Genomic DNA, 20,536 nt, shown 5'->3' with positions numbered 1-20,536 from the left:
TTTACACCTCCTGTGGGTTGGCAATCGCAATCTGCACGGGATCTCTGCGCAGATCTGAATGCCACATTGAACGAACGATCAAAACATTAAGCAGACTGGCAAGACAGGTTGTTTTGCCTGGCGGTCGAAAACCTGCGCCAGGGACAAGCAACCTTGTATCAGGCGATTTCAAACTCGTAATCGGCATTCTCTCCCGCGGTGACACGCACATGCGCGACGTCGCGGCCATCGGCCCGCATTTCCAGCAGTTGTCCGGCAAGATCGGCGAGCAGACCCCGCTTCAGAATATTTTCAATATTGCGCGCCCCGCTTTCCACTTCAGTACACCGCGCAACCAGACGGTCAAGCAGGGTTTCGTCCCAGTCAAACGCTGCGCCGTAATTGCCGACCACCCGTTTGCGGATGCGTTCCAGATTGATAACCACGATTTCGCGCAGAATTTCGGGGCGAAGCGGGAAATAGGGCACTGTCACCACCCGGCCCAGGAATGCCGGTTTGAAATATTCCAGCAAGGATGGACGCAATTCCTTGGCCAGTTCGTCGGGTTCGGGCAGCACCTCGGCATTGCGGCACAGCGCCTCGATCGTGTCGGTGCCGGCGTTCGACGTCATGATGATCAACGTGTTCTTGAAATCGATGTCGCGGCCCTGCCCGTCCTTCAGCATGCCCTTGTCAAACACCTGATAAAACACGTCCTGCACCCCGGGATGGGCCTTTTCCATTTCGTCGAGCAGGATCACCGAATAGGGTTTGCGCCGCACCGCCTCGGTCAGCACCCCGCCTTCGCCATAGCCGACATAGCCAGGCGCCGCGCCGACCAGCGTCGACACTTTGTGTTCTTCCTTGAATTCGCTCATGTTGATGGTGGTCAGGTTCTGTTCGCCGCCATACAGCAGGTCGGCCAGCGCCAGCGCGGTTTCGGTCTTGCCCGTGCCGGACGTGCCGCAGAACAGAAAAATGCCCAGCGGCTTGCGCGGATCGGCCAGGCCGGCGCGCGCGGTGCGCACGGTCTGTGCAATCACGTCAAGCGCATAGTCCTGCCCCTTGATCCGTGCGCCCAGCTGGTTGGCCACGCTCAAAACCGCGCGGATTTCATCGTTGACCATCCGCCCGACCGGCACCCCGGTCCACCCGGCCAGCACCTCGGCCACGACATTGCGATCGACCACGTCATAGATCATCGGCGTTTCGCCCTGCATCGTGGCAAGTTCGGCCTGGGCATCGCGCAGGGCGGTAATCACCGCCTCCTTTGCGGCATCATCGCCTTCATGCTTTTCAACCACTTCGCGCGCCGATTTGACCTTTTGCACCGCCGCCAGTTCGCTTTGCCAGCGTTCGGTCTGGGTGGCCTTGTCCGCCTCCAGCACGGCGCGGGCAGTGGCCTTGTCGGCCAGCGCGGTTGTCACATCGGCGCCGCCGCGTGCCTCCCGCTCCAGCATGGCCACTTCGGAATCGAGCAGACCCAGCTGGCGATCCAGATCCTCCACCGCCGACGGTGTTGCCACCTGGCTGATATTGACGCGCGCGCAGGCGGTATCGAGCAGGGAAATCGCCTTGTCCGGCAATTGCCGCCCGGCGATATAGCGATGCGACAGCCCGGCGGCCGCCTCCAGCGCTTCGCCCAGGATGCGCACGTCGTGGTGTTTTTCCAGCACCGGCACCAGCCCGCGCAGCATCGCCACGGCCAGACTTTCGGCCGGCTCCTCAATCTTGACGACCTGGAAACGGCGGGTCAGCGCCGGGTCTTTTTCAAAGTATTTCTTGTATTCGGCCCAGGTGGTGGCCGCGATCGTGCGCATTTCGCCACGCGCCAGCGCCGGTTTCAGCAGGTTGGCGGCATCGTTCTGCCCCTCTGCCCCGCCCGCACCGATCAGCGTATGCGCCTCGTCGATGAACATGATGATCGGTATCGGAGATTTCTTTACCTCGTCGATCACCGATTTCAGACGGTTTTCAAATTCGCCCTTGATCCCCGCGCCGGCCTGCAACAGCCCGAGATCGAGCGACAGCAGCCGGATGTTGCGCAGACTTTCAGGCACGTCACCCTGCACGATGCGCAACGCAAAACCTTCGACCACGGCGGTCTTGCCCACCCCGGCCTCACCCGTCAGGATCGGGTTGTTCTGCCGCCGCCGCGTCAGGATATCGACAATCTGGCGGATTTCCGGATCGCGGCCATAGATCGGGTCGATCTTGCCATTGCGCGCCTGTTCGGTCAGGTCGATGGTGAATTTGGCCAGCGACCCGCCCGCACCCGCCGCAGGTGGGCCACCGGCGCCGGCGCCCGCACCGCCGCCATCGCCGCCCGCCGCCGGCGCCGCGCTGGTTGAACCGGCTTCTTCCGACCCGCTGGTCAGTTGCACCAGCGATGTGCGCAGTGCCTCAACCGGAATCTTGGCAAATTGCGAACTGGCATCACGCGCCACCCGCGACAATTCCTCACCCGTCAGCAGCGCGATCAGCAGATGGCCCGACCGCACTTCGCCCGCGCCATATTCCAGTGAAGCCACCAGCCATGCTTCACGCAACAGGCGCACGACATTGGGTGCGATCGCCGGGGCGCGCCCATTGCCGGTCTTGAAGCTGTCGATCTGGCGGTTCAGATCCTGCCCCAACCGCCCGGTATCGACCCCGAAATTGCCGAGAATCAGCGCAATATCCGACGATGAGCGATCAATCAGCTTCAACAGCCAATGTTCAACCTCGATATCGTAATTGGTCCGTGACAGCGCCAGCCCCGCCGCCGATTCCAGCAAGGAACGACAGGTATCGTCCAGTCTCGCGATCAGATTTTTCAGATTGATCTGCACGGCCATTCCCGGATCCCCCAACGTTCAGCAGGCAAAATATCGTCACCGCCGGCGTTTATCGCCAGCCATGTTGGTTATGCATTTGCGACATGTATTTGCGGCGTTCTTGCGCGCCTTTCATCCTTCAAAAACCGATCATCGTGTTAACAATGCGCCTCGGTTACAGGAATGGCTGTTTAATCAGCAACAATCCACACCAACAGCACCGGTCCGCGACAATCGTCAAAGCTTATCGTGCGAATTCTGTACCCTCAAACGATTCTTTCATGCCAGCGCGCCAACCGTGATCGGAATGGTGCAATCGCGCGCCAGCCCGTCGGTGGTTTCGGGCGGCCCCAGCCAGGTCGTGCGCCCCAGCATGCCACCCGCCGTTTCGCCACCCAACCGCAGCGGCGGGATCGCCGCCACCGCCACCAGCAGACGCAGCACCGGGCGCTGTTCGATCCCGGCGGCCAGCACAGCAATCCGCGTGATGGTGGTGCGCGATTCGGCACTGGCGCAAAAGCGGTGGAGCTGATCAAAGGTCAACGGCCCGATTTCAATGACATAGTGGTGCTGCACATCCAGCACAGCGCCGCCGATCATCGCCGCGCCGCCCAGCCGCAGCGCCGCCCCCGGCGGCGCATCGCCCAGAAACCCGTGGCACGCGCCCAGCCGGCTTTGTTCGATCGCCGGCACCGCCATCCATACCGGCCAGGCTTCGACCACGCGCAACGGATAACCGGTCAGCAACCGCAGTGTCGCCTCTACCGTGCGCGCACTGCGTCGCTGGTCGGCCAGTCGCGCCGCCTGTGGCGCCAGCAAGGCATCGCCAATCCCCAGCCGGTCGCGCGCGCCCGGCACCGCCAGCCCCGACAGTGTGACCAGAAATTCGCGGACCGGGTCACCCGCCTGCGCACTGTCGCCCGCGGCGGCGCGTTCGGCCAGCATCGGCCAGCGGTATTTGCGCGTGATGCGGTAAAAAAACGACAGCGCGCGGTGGTCGAACACATTCAGAAACCGGCTGAACGCGTAATCGCGCGCGCGCCGCCGTTGCAACTGCAATTCGCTATAGGCCGGCGGCAGCGCCGGGGTTGCGCCGGCCAGCCCGATCACGTTGGCGACAATCCGCACCTGCTGGTGCGCGGTATCGACCTCGGCCACGTCGCTGGCGACCAGATGCAGCCGTTCAGACGCGGCAAACCGGATCGGTTCTTCGGCGGGGACCATGTCGCGGCCCACTTCGTGGCGACGGCCATCGCGCCAGGCCAGCTGTTCCACCAGCCGCGCCGCCTGCGCCAGCGTCGCACGACCAAGCCACTGCGCCAGCCGGGCAGGTGACAACGCCAGCCTGGTCGGTGGCAATGCCATTATACGAGCGGCCGTGTGCCCATGCGCGGCGCCCAGGTTTTCCACGCCGCGGTGTCCTGCTGCAGGCGCGCCGTCACGCGCACAAAACTGTTCAGCGCGCAGGCCGTGGCCAGAAACCGTTCAATCACCGCGCACAGCAGAAAACTGCCCGACCCCGACAGGCGTTCGTCATCGATTTCCAGCGTGATATCAACGCCCGATGCCAGCGCCGCATGGCCCCGCAGCCGCACCCGCGCCACCCCGGGTTCGGCGGTGATGCCCACCAGCCGATCGCGCAGATGCACGCTTTCGACCGTTTCGACGGTGTCATACAACGCCAGGATTTCACGCAAGGCGCGCGCGCCGGTCGGCCCGCCGACCAGGCTGAGATAGTTGAGCGACAATTGCCCGACCAGTTTCCAGCTGGCCGCGCGCCGTCGCGCCGGGCGCCGGGTGGGCGTCGGTTTGGTCAGCGCGGAAAGCCCCGCCACGCCGTTGATCGATCCGTTCAGCGTCAGGTGCGGCCGCCCACCGCCAAACGGCAGGCGCATCGGCAGATCGCGGTTGTTGGCCAGGATGCGCACCTGCACCACGGTCTCGTCATCGACCAGCAGATCACCCTTCAGATCGGCGATCGCCACAAACACGTCGTCACCGCCGCCCGGGCTGAAACTGGCGCGGCGCGCGGCGGCATGGAAATATGTGCCCAGCGATGGCGATCCATGATCCAGCGCATACAGCGATGGCGCGGAAATCCGTTCGCCCGACGCCGATTGCAGCACGACTTCGCGAATCGACTGAACCTCGATCACATCTTCGCGCGTCGTGCTGGGGATCACCCGGTATTCCAGCTGCGAATGGTCGAGATTGATCGGTTCGGCATCGATTTCGAACAGATTGACTGCCGCCGCCGCATGCAGGTCAAAATCATCGGGGCGGACCATCCGTTCCAGTTCGGGCGACAGCTGATCAAAAAACAGGAACAGTTCCACCCGCGGCCCAGTCAGGTTGATCGCGCGGCGGTCGATGCCCGCAATTTCAAAGAACAGGTGCTTTTGCGGATAGGCAAAATGTTCCTGCAACAGCGCATAGGGCTGGCGCGCGGCAGCCTCGGCCGGCAACAGCAAATCGTCCTCTTCCAGCCCGATCAGGCGGATACACGATGGGTCCAGCAGCACCGCGCCGGCATCGGCGGTGCCATCGGCCACCGCCACCCCCAACAGGTTTACCCCCAGATGTTCCAGCAGGATTTGCGCACGGCGGACATCGGCACGCAGGAACAGCCGCAGCCGCGAAAGATCGAGCGAGGCGATCTCTATTTCAGGGCGGGTGGTTTCCAGCGTCAGCCGCAGCAGCCCGCGCGCGCCGGAAATGCCCACCGGCGGCGCATCGATCGGCGGGCCCGACATCGCCGCCGCGGCAATTCGCAAAGGTTGCAGCATGACATCGTGGCACAGCCGGTAACGACAGGCTTCGCCATCGACCGGTTCGGTGGAAAACCCGGTGCCGGCGGGGACCAGCGTCGATTTTTCCAGATCGGGCGATGGTTCGATGCGGGTGATGATCAGCGATGGCAGCGGTTGCAGAAGATGCGGGTACAGCGTCTGCAGCAGCGCGTCGGACAATTCGGAATAATCATCGTCCAGCTTGTGCCGCAGCCGCGCATTCAAAAACGCCACCGCCTCTATCAGGCGGCCGACATGCGGATCTTCCAGCGATTCGCGCGTAACGCGCAGGCGCGACGCGATTTTGGGATGCGCATCGGCAAACGCCCCGGCGTTGTTGCGCAGGAACGCCAGTTCGCGTTGATAATATTCGATCAGATCGTCGATCATGGGGTCAGTCGCCCAGGCTGACGCTGATGGTGCGGTCACCCGGACGCACCAGCGCCTCGTACACCACGTCATCGCGCGCGCGGCTGAGCGTCAATTGCGCCGACACGCGCAGGCGCACCCCGCTGGAGGTCAGCCGGTCGTCGATTTCCACCTCGATCCGGGTCAGGCGGGTTTCGTGCTGGCGGATTGCCTGGGTGACCATCCGCCGCACGCGGTCGCGCGCGCCGGCTGCCGAAAAATCCTCTGTGCTGATATCGCGCAGGCCAAACCCGACAATCGTCGTTTCCAGCTCCGGATAGCGGTCCAGCCCGGTCAGATCGGGCCGTTTGGCGTTCAGCAGGCTTTCCAGATCCTGGCGCAGGCTGATCTTGTAATGGTTCAGCGCGGCCTCATCGTCTTCGATCGGTTCAATCGCCTGTTCGGGATTGTGATCGGTCAGCCGATCGAGCAGCGAATGGATGATCGTACTCATGCGCTCAATTTCCCTGTCCGGCGTCGAGAACGGTGGTCAGACGAAATTCCGACGCAATCTGATCGAGTTGGTAATGCGGGCGGATCGCCACTTCGCAGGCAAAGCTGCCCGGACGTTCGGGGATTTCGGTCACGATCACCTGCCCTTCGCGCAAGGGGTAGCGCAGCCGCATTTCGGGCGAAGCATCATCGTTGCCGGTGACATAGGTGTGCAGCCAGCGTTGCAACAGGTTCTGGCATTGGTCAGCGGTCTGGTACTTGCCCACCCAGTCACGCGCCATGACTTTGATATAATGCGCAAATCGGGCCACACACAGGATATAGTTCAACATCGCGCCCATCTTGGCATTCATCCGCGCAGCATCGGTGCTGTACCGTGGCGGTTTGTGCAGCGACGGCAGATTGAGCAAGGCCGCCATCCCGGTCAGGTGCATCTGGCGGATGACGATCATCCCGGCATCGTTCAACGCCACCTCCTGCTCTTCGGACAGTGCGTTTTCGATGGCGAACCGTGCGACCAGCCCGACCTGGTCGCTGGGCAGGAATTGCCGCGCCGGCCCGTCGATCACCCCGCCTTCGCCGCGCGGCACGGTGCCGCGGATTGCGGCGGGCCAGCGGTGCCGGTTCATCGCGCGCGCGGTAACATGGCCCAGCGCAAACGCGCCGTTGATCCACAGCAGATCATCACCCGATGCCGCCGCTTCATCATAGACAAAGCCCAGCCGCGGATGATCCCGCCCGCGATGCAGCGGCCGCGCCAGCAGGCGTGGCAGCACGACCCCCAGAAACCGGCTGTCCGGCCGCGACCGCATGCGGTTCCAGCGCGCAAAGGCCGTATCGCTCAACGTTGAATCGAGGTCCTGGCGCAAATCCACCTCGGCAAAACTGTCGAGCGCCAGCATCGCCGGATCGGCACCGACCACAAACGGGCAGAATGATGCCGCGGCGACATCGGCCAGCCCCTCCAGCACCGCTACATCATCGGTTTTGACAGTCTTGCCCGCAACATCCTTGCCCAACCGGTGCGTGACCGCGTGGTCGATGATCATCATGCCATAGGGTTCGCCGCCGGGCATGCCGAATTCGCGGTTGTAAACCAGATCGAACAGCGCCGATTGGTCAAAATCGAGCGCGCGTTCAAAATCGCGCGCGATCTCGGTCCAGCGCACGTCCAGCATGCGCACCTTGACCATGGGATCATCGGTTGCCGACACCAGCCACGCCAGCCCGCGCCAGCGCGCTTCCATCGCCTGAAACGCGGGATGGTGCAGGATGGTATCGAGCGAATGGGCCAAGATCCGGTCGATTTCGGCCACCAACCGGTGCACGCGGGCGCGAAAGACCGCCGCCCGTTCTGCGCAGGCCACCGCATCGTCGGGCACAGCTGCCACCAGGCTGGCCGCAGCCAAAGCCTGATCGACGCTTGCGCGTTCAGCAATGATTGTGTCGATCAAACCGCCCTGATCCGGCGCAGTTTCATCCAGCACAGTTTCATCGGGTGCACTATCGCCCGGTGCACCATGATCCAGAGCATCGTCACCCATGACGACGGCCGGGGTTTCGTCCGAAACCCCGGCCGCATCATCAACCGTGTGCCAATCGCCCTGGTCAGGCATGGACAGCATGCCCCGCCCGCGCGGTCAGGTCGTCACGACTGCGCGGTCGGAATGCGCGCCACCAGCCGCATCGAGGTGGTCAGTTCCTCAAACTGCAGCCACGGGCGCAAATGCGCGACGGCCGAATAGGAACCGGGCGATCCCGCCACTTCCTTCACTTCGATCCGCGCTTCGCGCAACGGCCGCTTGGCACGTGCTTCCTGGCCGGCACCTTCGGTCGCGTCGACATAGTTGGTGATCCACCGGTTCAACCAGGTTTCACAATCCGATGCCTCCATGAACGAACCGATCTTGTCGCGCGCCATCACTTTCAGATAGTGCGCAAACCGGCTGGTCGCCATGATATAGGGCAGACGTGCCGAAATCGCCGCGTTGGCGGTGGCTTCGGGACGGTCGTACTTCTTGGGCTTTTGCGTGGTCTGCGCACCAAAGAACACCGAATAGTCGGTATTCTTGTAATGGCACAGTGGCAGGAAGCCGAGATCGGACAGTTCCTTTTCGCGCCGGTCGGTGATGCCGATTTCGGTCGGGCATTTGGCATCAAGATCGCCATCGTCCGATGAGAACACGTGGGTCGGCAGGTTTGATACCATGCCGCCGCCTTCGGCCCCGCGAATCGCCGTGCACCAGCCATATTGGGCAAAGGCATCGGTCATCCGCCCGGCCATGGCATAGGATGCATTCATCCAGCAATAATCGTCGTGATCCATCGCCTTGGGGGCGCCGTTTTCGTCGAACGGCGCTTCTTCAAAGTCGAACGCGTCGACCGGCTTGGTATCCTTGCCATAGGGCACGCGGGCCAGCACGCGCGGCATGGTCAGCGTGACAAAGCGCGAATCCTCGCTTTGGCGGTAGGAATTCCACTTGATGTAATCGGCGGTTTCAAACTGCTGTTTCAGGTCCATCGGGTTGGACAGTTCGCCAAAGCTGTCCATGCCGAACAATTTGGGATCGGCCGCAGAAATGAACGGGGTGAAACCGGCCGCTGCCACATTGGAAATGTTCTGCAGCAGTTCAATATCGTCGGCGCTTTTGGAAAAATAGAAATCGCCGACAAGCGTGCCGAACGGCATGCCGCCGGCGGTACCGAACTGGTCTTCATAGACTTTCTTGAACAGCTGGCTTTGGTCGAAATCGACCGCTTTGGCCAGATCGTTGGCGACCTCTTTCTTGGTCACGTTCAGCATCTGCACCTTCAGCGTTTCGCCAATCTCGGTGTTTTTGACGAGATAGTGCAGCCCGCGCCATGATCCTTCGATCTGCTTGAACCGGTCGTTGTGCATGATCGCGGACAACTGTTCGGAAATCTGCGCGTCGATCTTGGCAATCGCATCGCGCAGCGTGACCGTCAGGTTCTTGTTGAACTGCACGGTCCCGCTGGTGGCTTCCTGCGCCAGCGTGCGCATCAGTTCTTCAACGCGCGAAGGCTCGGTCTGCTTGGTCACACTGATCGCAGCGTCCAGCAGGCTGAGCGGTGCGTCGGTGGTGGTCGTCTGGGCGCCACCAGTGGCCTGGGTTTCGTTTGCTGACATTGTCTTACTCCGCCGAAGGCTTGTCGCTGATGCCGAGCTGCTGTTGCAGCGTCCCCAGCGTTTCCTGATCCGCCAGAATCTTTTCCAGCAGGCTTTCCAACTGTTCCGAACCGTCGGCCTTGGCCATCAGGTCGCGCAGCCGATTGCGCGTTTCCATCAGTTTGCGCAGCGGTTCGACCTGTTCGACCACCTTTTCCGGTTCGAAATCTTCCATCGAGCGGAACTTGAGCTTGACCTCGAACTCCTTGCCGTTCTTGTCGATGGTGTTGTCGACCTTCATTTTCACGCCGGGTTCGATCCGCGACATGACCTGGTCGAACTTGTCTTTTTTCAGATCGACGAACTTGCGTTCTTTCATCGATTTCTTGGCGATTTCACTATCGCCCGAAAAGTCGCCCATGACCCCGACGACGAACGGCAGTTCCTTGACCACCTGCGCGCCTTCGGTTTCGACGTCATAGGTGATGTGCACCCGCGGTTTACGCACGCGCTTCAGCTTGTCGTGTACAGAATCAGCCATGTTGAAACCCCTCCCAAGCGGCATTTGCAGAACGCACAATAACGCCCCGCAAACAGCAAAACCAATCGGCAATCAGATTGTCAGGCCTTTTCGGGCGGCTTGATGCCCGATCTCCAGTAAAACTCCTTACGCGAAGAATCGTCGGGAATTAGCTCTACCAACAAGTCATCCATCGTCATCCTAGCGCGCCGGTCAACTTCGCGCAATGTCGCACCAAGTGGCGACAGCGGTTCGAATATCAGAAAGAAATTGGCCGCCGCCTCGATCGCCTTCAACGCATCCTCGCGCCGGGTGATGCGCCCCGCGACGAAGCCGCCCTGCGGCGCGGCGCTCTCTGCGCCCGTTGCACCGCCGCTGTCGACGGCGGCTGCGCCATCGTCGGCGCCAGCCTCTGGCGCGGCTGCCGGCGCAAACCCGGCAAGCCATTGCGACAACAGGCGCAGATCATCGGTAAGCCGCGATGCCGCCGGATAGCGCGGCTTGGTCCGTTCGGAAATCGCCGCAATCGCGCGCCGCCATGCCGCTTCCATCCGTGCGGCCGTGGCCGCCGCCGCAGTCAGCACCGATGCCGGGGTGGTGCGCGCAACGGTCTGCACCGCTTCCAGCAGGCTTTCCGCCTCTTTGACTTTGGCGCTGCGGGCACTGTCGGTCAGCGATTGCGCCGCCTCCATCAGCACATCGGCGCGTACTTTGTCGATCAGGCGCAATCCGCTGGGAGCGATCCGCACGCGCCGCAGCGGCCCGATCAGCGCGCCTTCTTTTTCCTGGCTGCCGCCGCTCAACCCCGACAGCGGCTGAAACCGTGCGGCCACGCCGTCATCGTCATCCTCTGCCGGGTACATCCCCTGGTCCCAGAAGGCGTCGACCAGATCGGCCAGCAATTCCAGCGCGGAGGCAATATCGCCAAGGCCATCGCTGCGCGCAGTGGCCTCGATCAGGATCGCCATCGCCTCAAGGTCTTTGCCATAGCGAGTCAGGTATTCGATCGCGCTTTCGCCGATCCGTTCCCAATCCCACGCCCCTTCGGGCAGGGAAATGCCATCATCGGCCATCGCTGCGGCCTGCTCCAGCCGCACCAGCGCCTTTCGCTGCGAACGCAGTTCGCGCAGCAAATCTGCAGCATCGCCTTCATCTTCACGCCCATCGATCCCGACCGAACCGTCGATGGGTTCCAGGATCGCAGCGCAGATCTCTTCGTCAAGCAGCAAGAGGCCCCCCAGATGTCACAAGCAGGTCCATTGAACCTGCACCCTTCAACGCCACCGATATCAATCCACCGAAACGCGTGACGCACCACCAAAACCCGCACTGCGCACCATCGGCGATCGATGCTGCGCGCGCCTGCGGTAATGCCCGTGCGCCGCGGCCGGCCACGAATAGGTACGCCATGCTACAGGGTTACGGCGCCACCTCCACTATTTTTTTGCGCCGACTCCCCCATCCGGCGCAAATCTGATACCATTTCGCAAGGAGGACGCCCGATCATGCCACCAGCATCCCGCATTTCCGATATGCACGTGTGCCCGATGGTCACCGGCGTGGTGCCGCACGTCGGCGGCCCGATCCTGCCACCAGGCAAACCGAACGTACTGATCGGGATGCTGCCCGCTGCGCGCGCGACCGACATGTGCACCTGTGTCGGCCCGCCGGATTCGATCATGATGGGCAGCACCACGGTGCTGACCGGCAGCATGCCGCAAGCACGCATTGGCGATCCCACCGTCCATGGCGGCTCAATCGTGCTGGGGTGTTTTACCGTGATGGTCGGCGGGTAAACCGCGCGGCGCGCGTGCCGTCAGGGCAGCGCGACCACCTCAACCCGGCGGTTTTCCGGCGACGACGCCGCGGTGCCGGCCATCGGACTGTCAAAGCCAAAGCCCTTGGCATCAAACTGCGTGCGGTTGGCGCCCTGTGACACCAGATAATCCACCACCGCCTGTGCGCGCCGTTCGGACAGGTCCTGGTTATAGGGACGCGATCCGACCGCACTGGTATGACCACCGATCATGAACCGCTTTGACGCCAGGGCGGGCGATTGCAAGGCCTTGGCAAACTGGTCGGCGGTGACCTTGCCCGCGCTGGTCAGTGTTGCCGAACCCGACAGGAAAGCGATGGCCAGATTGGCATGGCCGACCTCACCGCGCGGGGCGCGCGCGCGTCCTGGCTGAGCCGCTGGCGCGCCGGTCGGCACCATGCGCGCCGCGGTACGCCGTTCGGGGCGCGCCGCCGCCGGCGCCGCGGCAGCAGCCGGTTGTTGCGCCGATCCGACATGGACGATGCTGAAACCGCGCGTTTCCGGCTTGTCCTGGGTGGGTGCGGCAGGGGTGTCGCCGCAATCGCCGGTCAGATCGCAGACCAGCTGATCGCTGGACACTTGCGGTGGCGCGGCAGCAGCAGGCGCGGCCAGCGCCGCAACCGGCACCAACAGCGCCGAGGCCACAAGCGCCGATGCGAAAACAGGGCTGCGGATTGTCATGGCATCAAATCCCTATAAATCTGCGGTCTGCCGCAAGGCGTTTTCAACGGTGGAGCGCTATCAACAGCAAACAAGACCGATCACAAGCCATGATCGAAGATCACACCAAATTGACGGCGCAATAAAACTGCCGCAGCCGAATCACCGGCAAGATCTGGTGCATTCCACGCGCCATTCCAACGCCCGATGGCGCCAGAATAAAACTGTTGCCGGGCAAGCGCAAATGATTCCTGTGCGCGGCGTGCCACAGCGGGGCAACCGATGCCACCCCAGCCCGTCGCCAAAACACGCGCCCCAAAAACCGGCCCCAAATACCCGTGTGGCGTCAGGCCAGCAGCATGCCCCCGCGCGCGACCTGGTCCACCGCCGTTGCGGCATCGATCACGGTGCCCCACGGGCTGGCGGCCCAATCGCGCGCCAGGGCTGCGTGATCGCGCGTGCCGTCCAGCAGGCCGACAAAATGGCGCACCGCGGGTTCGCCAAGTGCGATCGTGGTCAGGTCGATCGCAAACACCCGCGTGCTGCCCAGTGCCAGCTGGGCGCGCACCAGCGCGCTTGCCTGCGGCCGTTCACCCGCATGTTGCACCGCCGGCAATTGAGCGGCGTGCAGCACGACCACGTCGCGGCGCACCAGTTCGATCAGCGCGTCACAATGTTCGGGCGAATCGGCCAGGCTGTCGAGCGGCAGGCGCCACGGCGCCAGCCGGCCCATCAGTGTCAGGATTTCGCACAAGCGCGGATCGCCGATCTCCACCGTTGCCTCACCGGCCGAAAACCGCCCCGGGCCGGCGGGCCGCAGCGTGGTGGTGGCCAGCATTCCGCAAAAATTGCCCGCCACCACCCCGCGCGCAGGCGTGCGCCCCGGTCGCACGAACAGCGTTTGATGAAAAAACGCCAGCACTGCAAAATCATCGGCCTGCGCAATATCGACCACCGCCGATTCCGCAACATCCAGCCCCGGCAGCCCGTCGCGAATCATGCTGGGCGTGGCATCGTTAAGAAACGCCAGGCCGTGCGCGGCCGCCGCCGCGACCACTTCGGTCAGCAATTGCGGCGCGTAAGCATCAGCCAGTTCATCATGAAACAGCACGCCAGCGGGCTTTGCCAGCATCGGTTTTGCCACCTGGCGCAGGCCGGCCAGCGCGGCGCTGTCGCCCGGGCGGGACACCACAAATTCACCCAGCCGTGCGCGCGCCTGTGCGACACGGCGGTCGGGATCGGCCTCATCGCGCACATGGTGCAGCACCATCGCGCGCACCGCCTGGCGCAGATAGCCGCCGGGCAGCGCGTTATAGCTGATAAATGCAACGCCGGTATCCGCCAGCACCCGGTCGATCAGCCGCAGCGTGGCATCGCGCACCGGCGCCGGCACCCAGGCATACAGGCCATGGGCGATCACATAGTCGAACTGCCCGGTCGCCTGTGCCGCCCAGTCCAGCACGTCCCCCACGACAATTTCGACATTGTCCAGCCCGGCGGCCAGCGCCAGCGCCCGTCCGCGCTCCACCGCGCTGGACGCCAGGTCAAAACTGACAAACTGTGCGCGCGGCCAGGCCGCCGCCATCGCCACCATATTGATCCCATCGCCACCCGCGATTTCCAGCACCCGCGCGGTCGCCGGGTCGGGCGCGGTCAGCCCGTGCAACCGCGCCAGCGCGGCCAGCCGCGACGGATCGCTGACGGCATAGACCTCCGCCGGATAAAGCACCTGGTCATAACCGGTCGTTTCGCGCGTCATGGTTGGTATTCCCTTGCGGTGATCCGCATATGCTTGTGAAAGGGTGCAGTCAGCCGCATAGAGATGCAACCACGCAGTGGGGTCAAAATGCTTGGTCTAGAAGTACGTCAGACAACGGGCAGTCCGGTACAGTCATCCGGCCAGACCCGCATCGATGCGGGAACCCTGGTGATCGGGCGCGGTGAAGACGCCGGCCTGCGCATCAACAATCCGTTCGTATCGCGCAAACATTGCGTGGTGTCGGGCCAGGGGGTGGATTGGCAGATCGTCGATCACAGCACCACCGGCACGCTGCTCAATGGCCAGCGGCTGAGCGGGCCGCACGTGCTGCGCCATGGCGATGTGATCGCACTGGGCGATATCCAGATCGGCGTGCGGATCGACGCGGCAAGCGGCGCACCGCTGCCCGGTGCAGCCGTCACGGCCGCCGCAGCAGCCAGCGGCGCACGGATAAATCTCGATTCGTGGGGTCAGCCCGCTGCGGGCACCGCCAGCGCCGCAACGGCCATGCCGTTTGCCGCCAGCCCGGCCAGTGCCCCCGCCGACCGCGCGATCGACGCGCTGTTGCAGGCCGCCGGCCTGCCGCGCGACACCATCGCGCTGGATGATGCGGCGCTCGCGCGCACATTGGGTATGATCGTGCGCGCCGCGCTGACCGGCCTCGGCAGTGTGGCGCAGGAACGCCACAACGCGCATCGCGATCTGAAATTGCCTGACGCCAGCGCGACCAATCCGGTGCTGGCGGGCGGACCGCCCGAAGCGGTGCTGGCGCGGTTGCTGGCACAGCCCGGCACCGGCGCGGTGGACAGCATTGCCGCCGCTGCCGCCGCGATCAATGCGCACCAGCGTGCGGCACTGGCCGCGTGGCAGGGCACGTTTGCGGCCACGCTCGACCATTTCGCCCCTGACGCGATCAGCCAGCGCGTGTCGGGCGATGCCGCGGCATGGCAGGCCTATGCCCGTGCGTTTGCCGGGCGCGATGGCTTTGTCGAAACCTTTGCCCAGGAATTTGCCCGCCATTACAAGGCTGTGGCGGACAAACAGGGTTAGCCCGATCGCTATTTGGCCCCGGGCGGCGGCGCCACGTCCGGTTCCTGGTTCACGAATTTGTACCACGCGATCTGAAATTTCCAGCCGTTGGCCTTGGCCGCCGCTTCAAACCGCGTGCGCCCCGGGTCGGTGCCCAGGTCCTTCAGCATGTCGGGGGTAAATCCGCCATTGCCCGACACCATCACGATCCCCGCCCAGCCCGGATTGACCGTGCCATTCAGATCGAGCCGATGGCGATCGTTGCCCGGCAGGGCTTCGCTGTTCTTGATAAAATCGGCGCGCGACAGCGCGATCGGGGTGATCGTGGTCGAATTTTCGATGCCGAACACCGCCATGTCACCGGGATATTCGCCCAGATCGAAATCCACGTTGATTTCGGCGCCCAGCTTGCCCGCGTCAGACCCCTTGGTCAGATAGCCGATTTCGTATTGCTGGCTGGATGACACCAGATGGCGCGGACCATCGGCGCGGAATTTCTGCAATTCGTTGAGCACGCCGCAATAGTTCGATTCGATCGGCGCGACCTTGGAGAAATCCGAACTGGCGACCGTCGCGCCCGACTGGCGCACCGCGCCAAACAGGCCGCTTTCCACCTTTTCCGGCTGATTGGCGACGCCGCTGCCGATCAGGTTGAAACTGCTGCCGGCCGCACTGGCGGTGACATCGACCCACGAACAGGGGATCGCCGGCAGCGCCGCCGTCACCGCGCCTTGCACCGATTCCAGCGACACCGCGGCAGCGCCCGGCGTCGGTGCGGTCACCGGTGGCGGCGCGGCCTTGCCCCCCAGCGCCAGCCACGCGGCGCCGGCCAGCACCAGCACCCCGCCGGCAATCCCGCCGCCGATCAGCACCGGGCGCGGCAATCCGCCAGGCCCGGTGTCGGTCCCACCACCCGCCGATGGCGAAACCGCGGCGCCCGCGCCCTTTTTGCGGACATCCGACAGTTTCATGCGGTCGAGCGCGGCCAGCACTTCATCCATCGAACGCATGCGCTTGGCCGGGTCGGCCACCAGCATGCGATCGATCACCCCGCGCAAGGGTTGCGGCACCGCGCTGGTATCGACGCCGTTGCGGCGCTTTTTCATTGCTTCGCCCGGCAACCCGCCCAGCTCGGCCGGCTTGCCCTGGGCCAGCGCGACAATCACCAGCCCCAGGCTGTAGACATCGGACCACGCGCCCACCCCGGCATCGAAATCGCCCAGCTGTTCGGGCGCGACAAAACGCATTTTGCCGGCGAAACCATCATCGATAATGGTGTGCGCATCGGGGTTGGTATCCTTCACAATGCCGAAATCGATCACCCGCGCGCGGTCCAGCCGCTTGCCTTCCAACAGCACGTTGTCGGGCGAAATGTCGCGATGGACCACGCCCAGATCGTGCGCACATTTCAGGCCGGAGGCGATGCGCCGGGTCAGCGCGACCAGATCGGTGATCCCCGGCTGCAGGCTTGACAACCCGTCCGACAGGTTCATCCCGTCGATGAACCCGGTGACGATATATTCGCAGCCCAAAACCGGTTCCTGCGCCTGCACAACATAACGCACCAGCGCCTCATGCTGCAGTTTCAGCAGCGCCTGCGCCTCTTTGCGGAACATCGCCACGACTTTGGGATCGGCGGCCAGCGCGGGCAGGATCACCTTGATGGCGACCTTTTCGTCGCTCATGATGTTGCGGCCTTCGAACACTTCGCCCATGCCGCCACGCGCGATGAACCGCGTGACTTCGAACATGTGGTTAAGCACCGATCCGACCTCGATGCGGCCGGCCTTGCCCCCGGTGGCAGGCTGACCCGGGGCGAAGGTTTGCTGCGGAGCGAACGTCTGTTGCGGGGCAAAGGTCTGCTGCGGCGCATAAGTCTGTTGCGGGGGCGGCGGGGGCGCACTGGCCCAGTCCGCCGCAATGCCGGGGCCTTGGCCAGGGCCGGGCGCGGTACCGGGTGCACCGGCTGATGGTTCGAAAATGGTTGCGCCGTCATCGCCCGCATCGGGCGCGGCCGATGGTGGTGCGGGGTGCGCCGCCGGGCCGGCAGGGTCACCCGCCGGGCGGAACACGGTAGCGTCGTCGCGATCGTCGTCTTCTGTCACGGTTGAATTCCTGCGTCGGGCGCCAGCCCGGATTCCTGGGTATCGGTGTCCTGGGTATCGGCTTCCCGGCTGCCTGATCCACCGGGGCCTGCACCCCCGGAGCCTGCACCGTTCCCCGGCAGCACCAGCGTGACCTCTTCGGCGGTCACCGTCACCAGCGTGATATTGTCGGGCGCGCCGCGACCGTGGCAGCGCGCGATCAGGATCTGCGCCGCCTCTGCCAGCGGGGCACGCGCCAGCACTTCGGCCATTTCACCTTCACCCAGCACGCCATGCAGCCCGTCGCTGCACAGCAGCAGCAGGTCATCACCGGCCAGATCATCAACGATGGTATCCACCGCCAGATCGGGCAGCACGCCGACCGCGCGCGTCAGCACGTTGCGCATGCGATGGGTTTCCGCCTCTGCCGCGGTGATGATGCCGTTATCGACCATTTCCTGCACCTGGCTGTGATCGCGGCTAAGCCGGTGCAGCTGGCGGTGCCGGTACAGATAGGCGCGGCTGTCACCCACCCAGGCCACGCCAAACCGCCCGTCGCGCACCACCAGCACCACCGCGGTCGTGCCCATGCGCGCGCCGTGCGCCTCGGATTCGGTCAGGATCGCGGTATTGGCCTGGACCAGCGCGGCCACCACCGATTCGATCGTCGCTTCCAGATCGGGCTGCCAGCGCAGCGCGTTCAAACAGGCGACCACCTGGGCAGAGGCCCAGTCGCCGCGCGCCATGCCGCCCATGCCATCGGCAACCGCCCACACCCCCAGTTCTTCAGAGGTGAAGAAGCTGTCTTCGTTGATCCGGCGCACCGCGCCAACGTCGGTGGCCGCGTGCCATTCATACCGCATTGAAGTCACGGTTTATACCCCTCCGCCACCAGGCACCGTGATCTATTCACCACGCGCCCATCTTCAATCATGACAGCAATACACATTCGATGTTAGCATGGCCATGTATGGCATCCACATCGGCACAGAATTCGCTGCGTGACGGCACCGTGGATTCCTACGATCCACGCGTATGGGCACAACAATGGTCGCCGCGACCCGTTTCCGCCCGCCGGCTGGACCGGATCGGTCCGGTCCAGCGCAGCGGATTGGCGATCGGCGCGGCAATCGGCATCCTGGGGCTGGGCGCGCTGGCGGCGATTTCCATGCGCCCGGCGCTGTCGGGCGCAGGCGCGGCTGGTGGTATCGGGCCACTGGCGCAGGCCACCCCGGCCGAACCAGCCGAAGTGCGCCACACGCTGATCCTGACGCGCGCCGCCGATCTGGCCGGCATGCTGACCGGGCATGGCGTCGATGCCGACACCGCCCGCCGCGTGACCGACAGCGCGCTGCCCGCGCTGAAACCCGATGGCCAGGTCCGCGCGGTGCTGGTGTTCCGCCACGATGGCGACAAACTGGCGTTTGTGCGGCTGGAGGCATCGAACGGTGACAGTTCGGGCGTGGTGGTGCGGCGCGGAGCCGATGGCGCGCTGGCCACCGCGCGGGTCGCCGCGCAGGTATCGGTGCGCTCGTTCGTGGTGCATGGCACGATGGATGGTGACAGCTTTTACACCTCGGCCGTGGCGGTGGGGATGCCCAACAGCCTGATTTCGGTGTTTGCCCGCGCGCTGTCGTTCGATTTCAACTTTCAGACCGAAGTCAGCGCGGGCGACGCGTTCGAAGCCGCCTATACCCAGCCGGTCAACGCCTCTGGCGAAGTGGTCGGCGTGCCGGTGCTGCTTTACGCCTCGCTGACCACGGCGACCAAATCGGCGGCGGTCTATCGCTTTGACCAGAACGGGCAGGAGGCCTGGTTTGATGCATCGGGCCGCAGCACCGTTCACAGCCTGATGCGCACGCCGGTCGATGGTGCGCGCATCACATCGAAATTCGGCATGCGGTTTCACCCGGTGCTGCACTTTATGAAACTGCACGGCGGGATCGACTTTGCTGCGCCGATCGGCACGCCGATCTATGCATCGGGGGAGGCGCTGATCGAATTTGCCGGCCCCAAGGGCCCCAACGGCAATTTCGTCAAGCTGAAGCACACCAATGGCTGGGAAACGCTGTACTTGCACATGAACCGCTTTGCCGACGGCATTGTCGAAGGCGGGCACGTCAACCAGGGGCAGCAGATCGGCGAAATCGGCACCACCGGCCGATCAACCGGGCCGCACCTGCATTATGAAGTGCACATCAACGGCGAACAGGTCGACCCGCTGGAGGTGCCGACCGACAACAACGCGACCAAGTCGCTGGACAGCAAAGACCTGCTCGCGTTTGAAGCGGTGCGCGACCGCGTCGATGTCAGCCGCGCGCAGCAGAGCCAGTAACAGTCTGTCACATCGGTCAAAAAAGTCCGCTCGAATTTCGCCTATGGTTTTGGACCTATGCTGCAGAAATGCTTGGATGTCCTGCGTTCGATGTGGCATTCCACGCCAATAAAGATTCCAATGGTTGGGGGACCCTGTCATGCCGCTGCTGAATCAAACCGCCGCTTTTTCGCAAGTGGATGTTATGTCTGGCGCCGCGAATGCTGCGGCAACCGCCGGTGCTTGCCATAACTTTTCGCTCCAATGGATCGCCGCCATGTATGCGGATTCCGATCCGGCGAAGGCCGCTGCACGCATGACCGCCCTGGCAAAGAACAAGGGCGGGGCGGCCATGGTCACGCAGGCGATCTTTGGCAACGAATGGGACCGGCAGGGCGCCGAAGCCGCAGACAAGGGTGTCGCGGCATGGCGCGGCCTGGCATTTGTGCGCGATCTGGTTCCCTATTCAGCCTGGTCGAACAGCACCTTTCTGCAGGGCCTGTGCAAAGCCGATGTGAGCGGGATCATCTTCAGCTTCTGGTTTCAGGGAAGTGCCGTCGGCGCCGAAGGCGGCGCGCACACGATCGCATTTTTCAGAAAGATGCGAAGCGCGCGCGGATCGACCGGTCCGGCGGACAACCTGGTGTTCGCCTTCGATCCGAATTTCGGCGAATGCCTGGTCGTAGAAGGCCAGTTGTCCGCGTGGGTTACCGATATGCTCAGCAATTATGGCCCGTGCGATGACCAATGGATGCGCGGGTTCAAAAAGGCCTGAGGAGGCG

General features: G+C 63.9%; 16 protein-coding genes. 4 read left to right on the top strand and 12 right to left on the bottom strand.

The window, feature by feature from the left end; all coding sequences use genetic code 11:
- Positions 1-158: 158 nt before the first annotated feature.
- From tssH to ABWP89_RS12480, 8 genes are all read right to left on the bottom strand, one after another.
- The gene (tssH, locus tag ABWP89_RS12515) at positions 159-2,816 is read right to left on the bottom strand and encodes a type VI secretion system ATPase TssH (RefSeq protein ID WP_353229647.1); all 2,658 of its coding nucleotides are present in this window, start codon (positions 2,814-2,816) and stop codon (positions 159-161) included.
- A 258-nt stretch (positions 2,817-3,074) separates the two neighbouring features.
- Positions 3,075-4,160, bottom strand: a complete 1,086-nt coding sequence (gene tssG / locus ABWP89_RS12510; RefSeq protein WP_353229645.1) for a type VI secretion system baseplate subunit TssG — start codon at positions 4,158-4,160, stop codon at positions 3,075-3,077.
- A complete protein-coding gene (gene tssF, locus ABWP89_RS12505) occupies positions 4,160-5,974 on the bottom strand; it encodes a type VI secretion system baseplate subunit TssF (RefSeq protein WP_353229644.1) in 1,815 nt (604 codons plus the stop codon). The genes tssG and tssF overlap by 1 nt, the downstream gene beginning before the upstream one ends.
- A 4-nt stretch (positions 5,975-5,978) precedes the next feature.
- The gene (gene tssE / locus ABWP89_RS12500) at positions 5,979-6,446 is read right to left on the bottom strand and encodes a type VI secretion system baseplate subunit TssE (RefSeq protein WP_353229642.1); all 468 of its coding nucleotides are present in this window, start codon (positions 6,444-6,446) and stop codon (positions 5,979-5,981) included.
- 4 nt (positions 6,447-6,450) lie between these two features.
- On the bottom strand, positions 6,451-8,070 hold the full coding sequence (tssC, locus tag ABWP89_RS12495) for a type VI secretion system contractile sheath large subunit (RefSeq protein ID WP_353229640.1): 1,620 nt from the start codon (positions 8,068-8,070) through the stop codon (positions 6,451-6,453).
- Between the two features lie 23 nt (positions 8,071-8,093).
- Positions 8,094-9,593, bottom strand: coding sequence for a type VI secretion system contractile sheath large subunit (gene tssC, locus ABWP89_RS12490; RefSeq protein ID WP_353229638.1), 1,500 nt, complete (start codon positions 9,591-9,593; stop codon positions 8,094-8,096).
- A 4-nt stretch (positions 9,594-9,597) separates the two neighbouring features.
- Complete coding sequence (gene tssB / locus ABWP89_RS12485) at positions 9,598-10,113, bottom strand: type VI secretion system contractile sheath small subunit (RefSeq protein ID WP_353229636.1); 516 nt, start codon at positions 10,111-10,113, stop codon at positions 9,598-9,600.
- Between the two features lie 80 nt (positions 10,114-10,193).
- Complete coding sequence (locus ABWP89_RS12480) at positions 10,194-11,321, bottom strand: type VI secretion system protein TssA (protein WP_353229635.1); 1,128 nt, start codon at positions 11,319-11,321, stop codon at positions 10,194-10,196.
- Positions 11,322-11,597: 276 nt separating this feature from the next.
- Here ABWP89_RS12480 and ABWP89_RS12475 point away from each other — a divergent pair, with 276 nt between their 5' ends.
- Positions 11,598-11,888 carry a PAAR domain-containing protein gene (locus tag ABWP89_RS12475; RefSeq protein ID WP_353229634.1) on the top strand — a complete coding sequence of 97 codons (291 nt, stop codon included), beginning with the start codon at positions 11,598-11,600 and terminating at the stop codon, positions 11,886-11,888.
- Positions 11,889-11,908: 20 nt separating this feature from the next.
- Here ABWP89_RS12475 and ABWP89_RS12470 read toward each other — a convergent pair whose 3' ends face one another.
- Positions 11,909-12,589 (bottom strand): OmpA family protein, encoded by a 681-nt coding sequence (locus ABWP89_RS12470; protein ID WP_353229633.1) that lies wholly within the window; start codon positions 12,587-12,589, stop codon positions 11,909-11,911.
- 325 nt (positions 12,590-12,914) lie between these two features.
- The gene (locus tag ABWP89_RS12465) at positions 12,915-14,327 is read right to left on the bottom strand and encodes a methyltransferase domain-containing protein (RefSeq protein WP_353229631.1); all 1,413 of its coding nucleotides are present in this window, start codon (positions 14,325-14,327) and stop codon (positions 12,915-12,917) included.
- Between the two features lie 168 nt (positions 14,328-14,495).
- On the opposite strand from ABWP89_RS12465, the gene ABWP89_RS12460 reads away from it, so the two are divergent.
- Positions 14,496-15,377 (top strand): type VI secretion system-associated FHA domain protein, encoded by an 882-nt coding sequence (locus tag ABWP89_RS12460; RefSeq protein WP_353229629.1) that lies wholly within the window; start codon positions 14,496-14,498, stop codon positions 15,375-15,377.
- A gap of 8 nt (positions 15,378-15,385) precedes the next feature.
- Here ABWP89_RS12460 and ABWP89_RS12455 read toward each other — a convergent pair whose 3' ends face one another.
- The gene (locus ABWP89_RS12455; protein ID WP_353229627.1) at positions 15,386-17,461 is read right to left on the bottom strand and encodes a serine/threonine-protein kinase; all 2,076 of its coding nucleotides are present in this window, start codon (positions 17,459-17,461) and stop codon (positions 15,386-15,388) included.
- On the bottom strand, positions 17,458-18,303 hold the full coding sequence (locus ABWP89_RS12450; protein WP_353229668.1) for a PP2C family protein-serine/threonine phosphatase: 846 nt from the start codon (positions 18,301-18,303) through the stop codon (positions 17,458-17,460). Before ABWP89_RS12450 ends, ABWP89_RS12455 begins: the two co-directional genes overlap by 4 nt.
- A gap of 107 nt (positions 18,304-18,410) precedes the next feature.
- Here ABWP89_RS12450 and ABWP89_RS12445 point away from each other — a divergent pair, with 107 nt between their 5' ends.
- Together ABWP89_RS12445 and ABWP89_RS12440 are read left to right on the top strand one after the other, a co-directional pair.
- Positions 18,411-19,775, top strand: coding sequence for a M23 family metallopeptidase (locus ABWP89_RS12445; RefSeq protein ID WP_353229626.1), 1,365 nt, complete (start codon positions 18,411-18,413; stop codon positions 19,773-19,775).
- A 256-nt stretch (positions 19,776-20,031) separates the two neighbouring features.
- Positions 20,032-20,529: a hypothetical protein gene (locus ABWP89_RS12440; RefSeq protein ID WP_353229625.1), complete on the top strand. Its 498-nt coding sequence runs from the start codon at positions 20,032-20,034 to the stop codon at positions 20,527-20,529.
- The last annotated feature ends 7 nt before the right edge of the window (positions 20,530-20,536 follow it).

The organism is Novosphingobium sp., from assembly GCF_040398825.1.
GTDB lineage: Bacteria > Pseudomonadota > Alphaproteobacteria > Sphingomonadales > Sphingomonadaceae > Novosphingobium.
The sequence above is the reverse complement of the archived record's forward strand: the minus strand, read 5'-3'. Positions and strand labels throughout refer to the sequence as shown.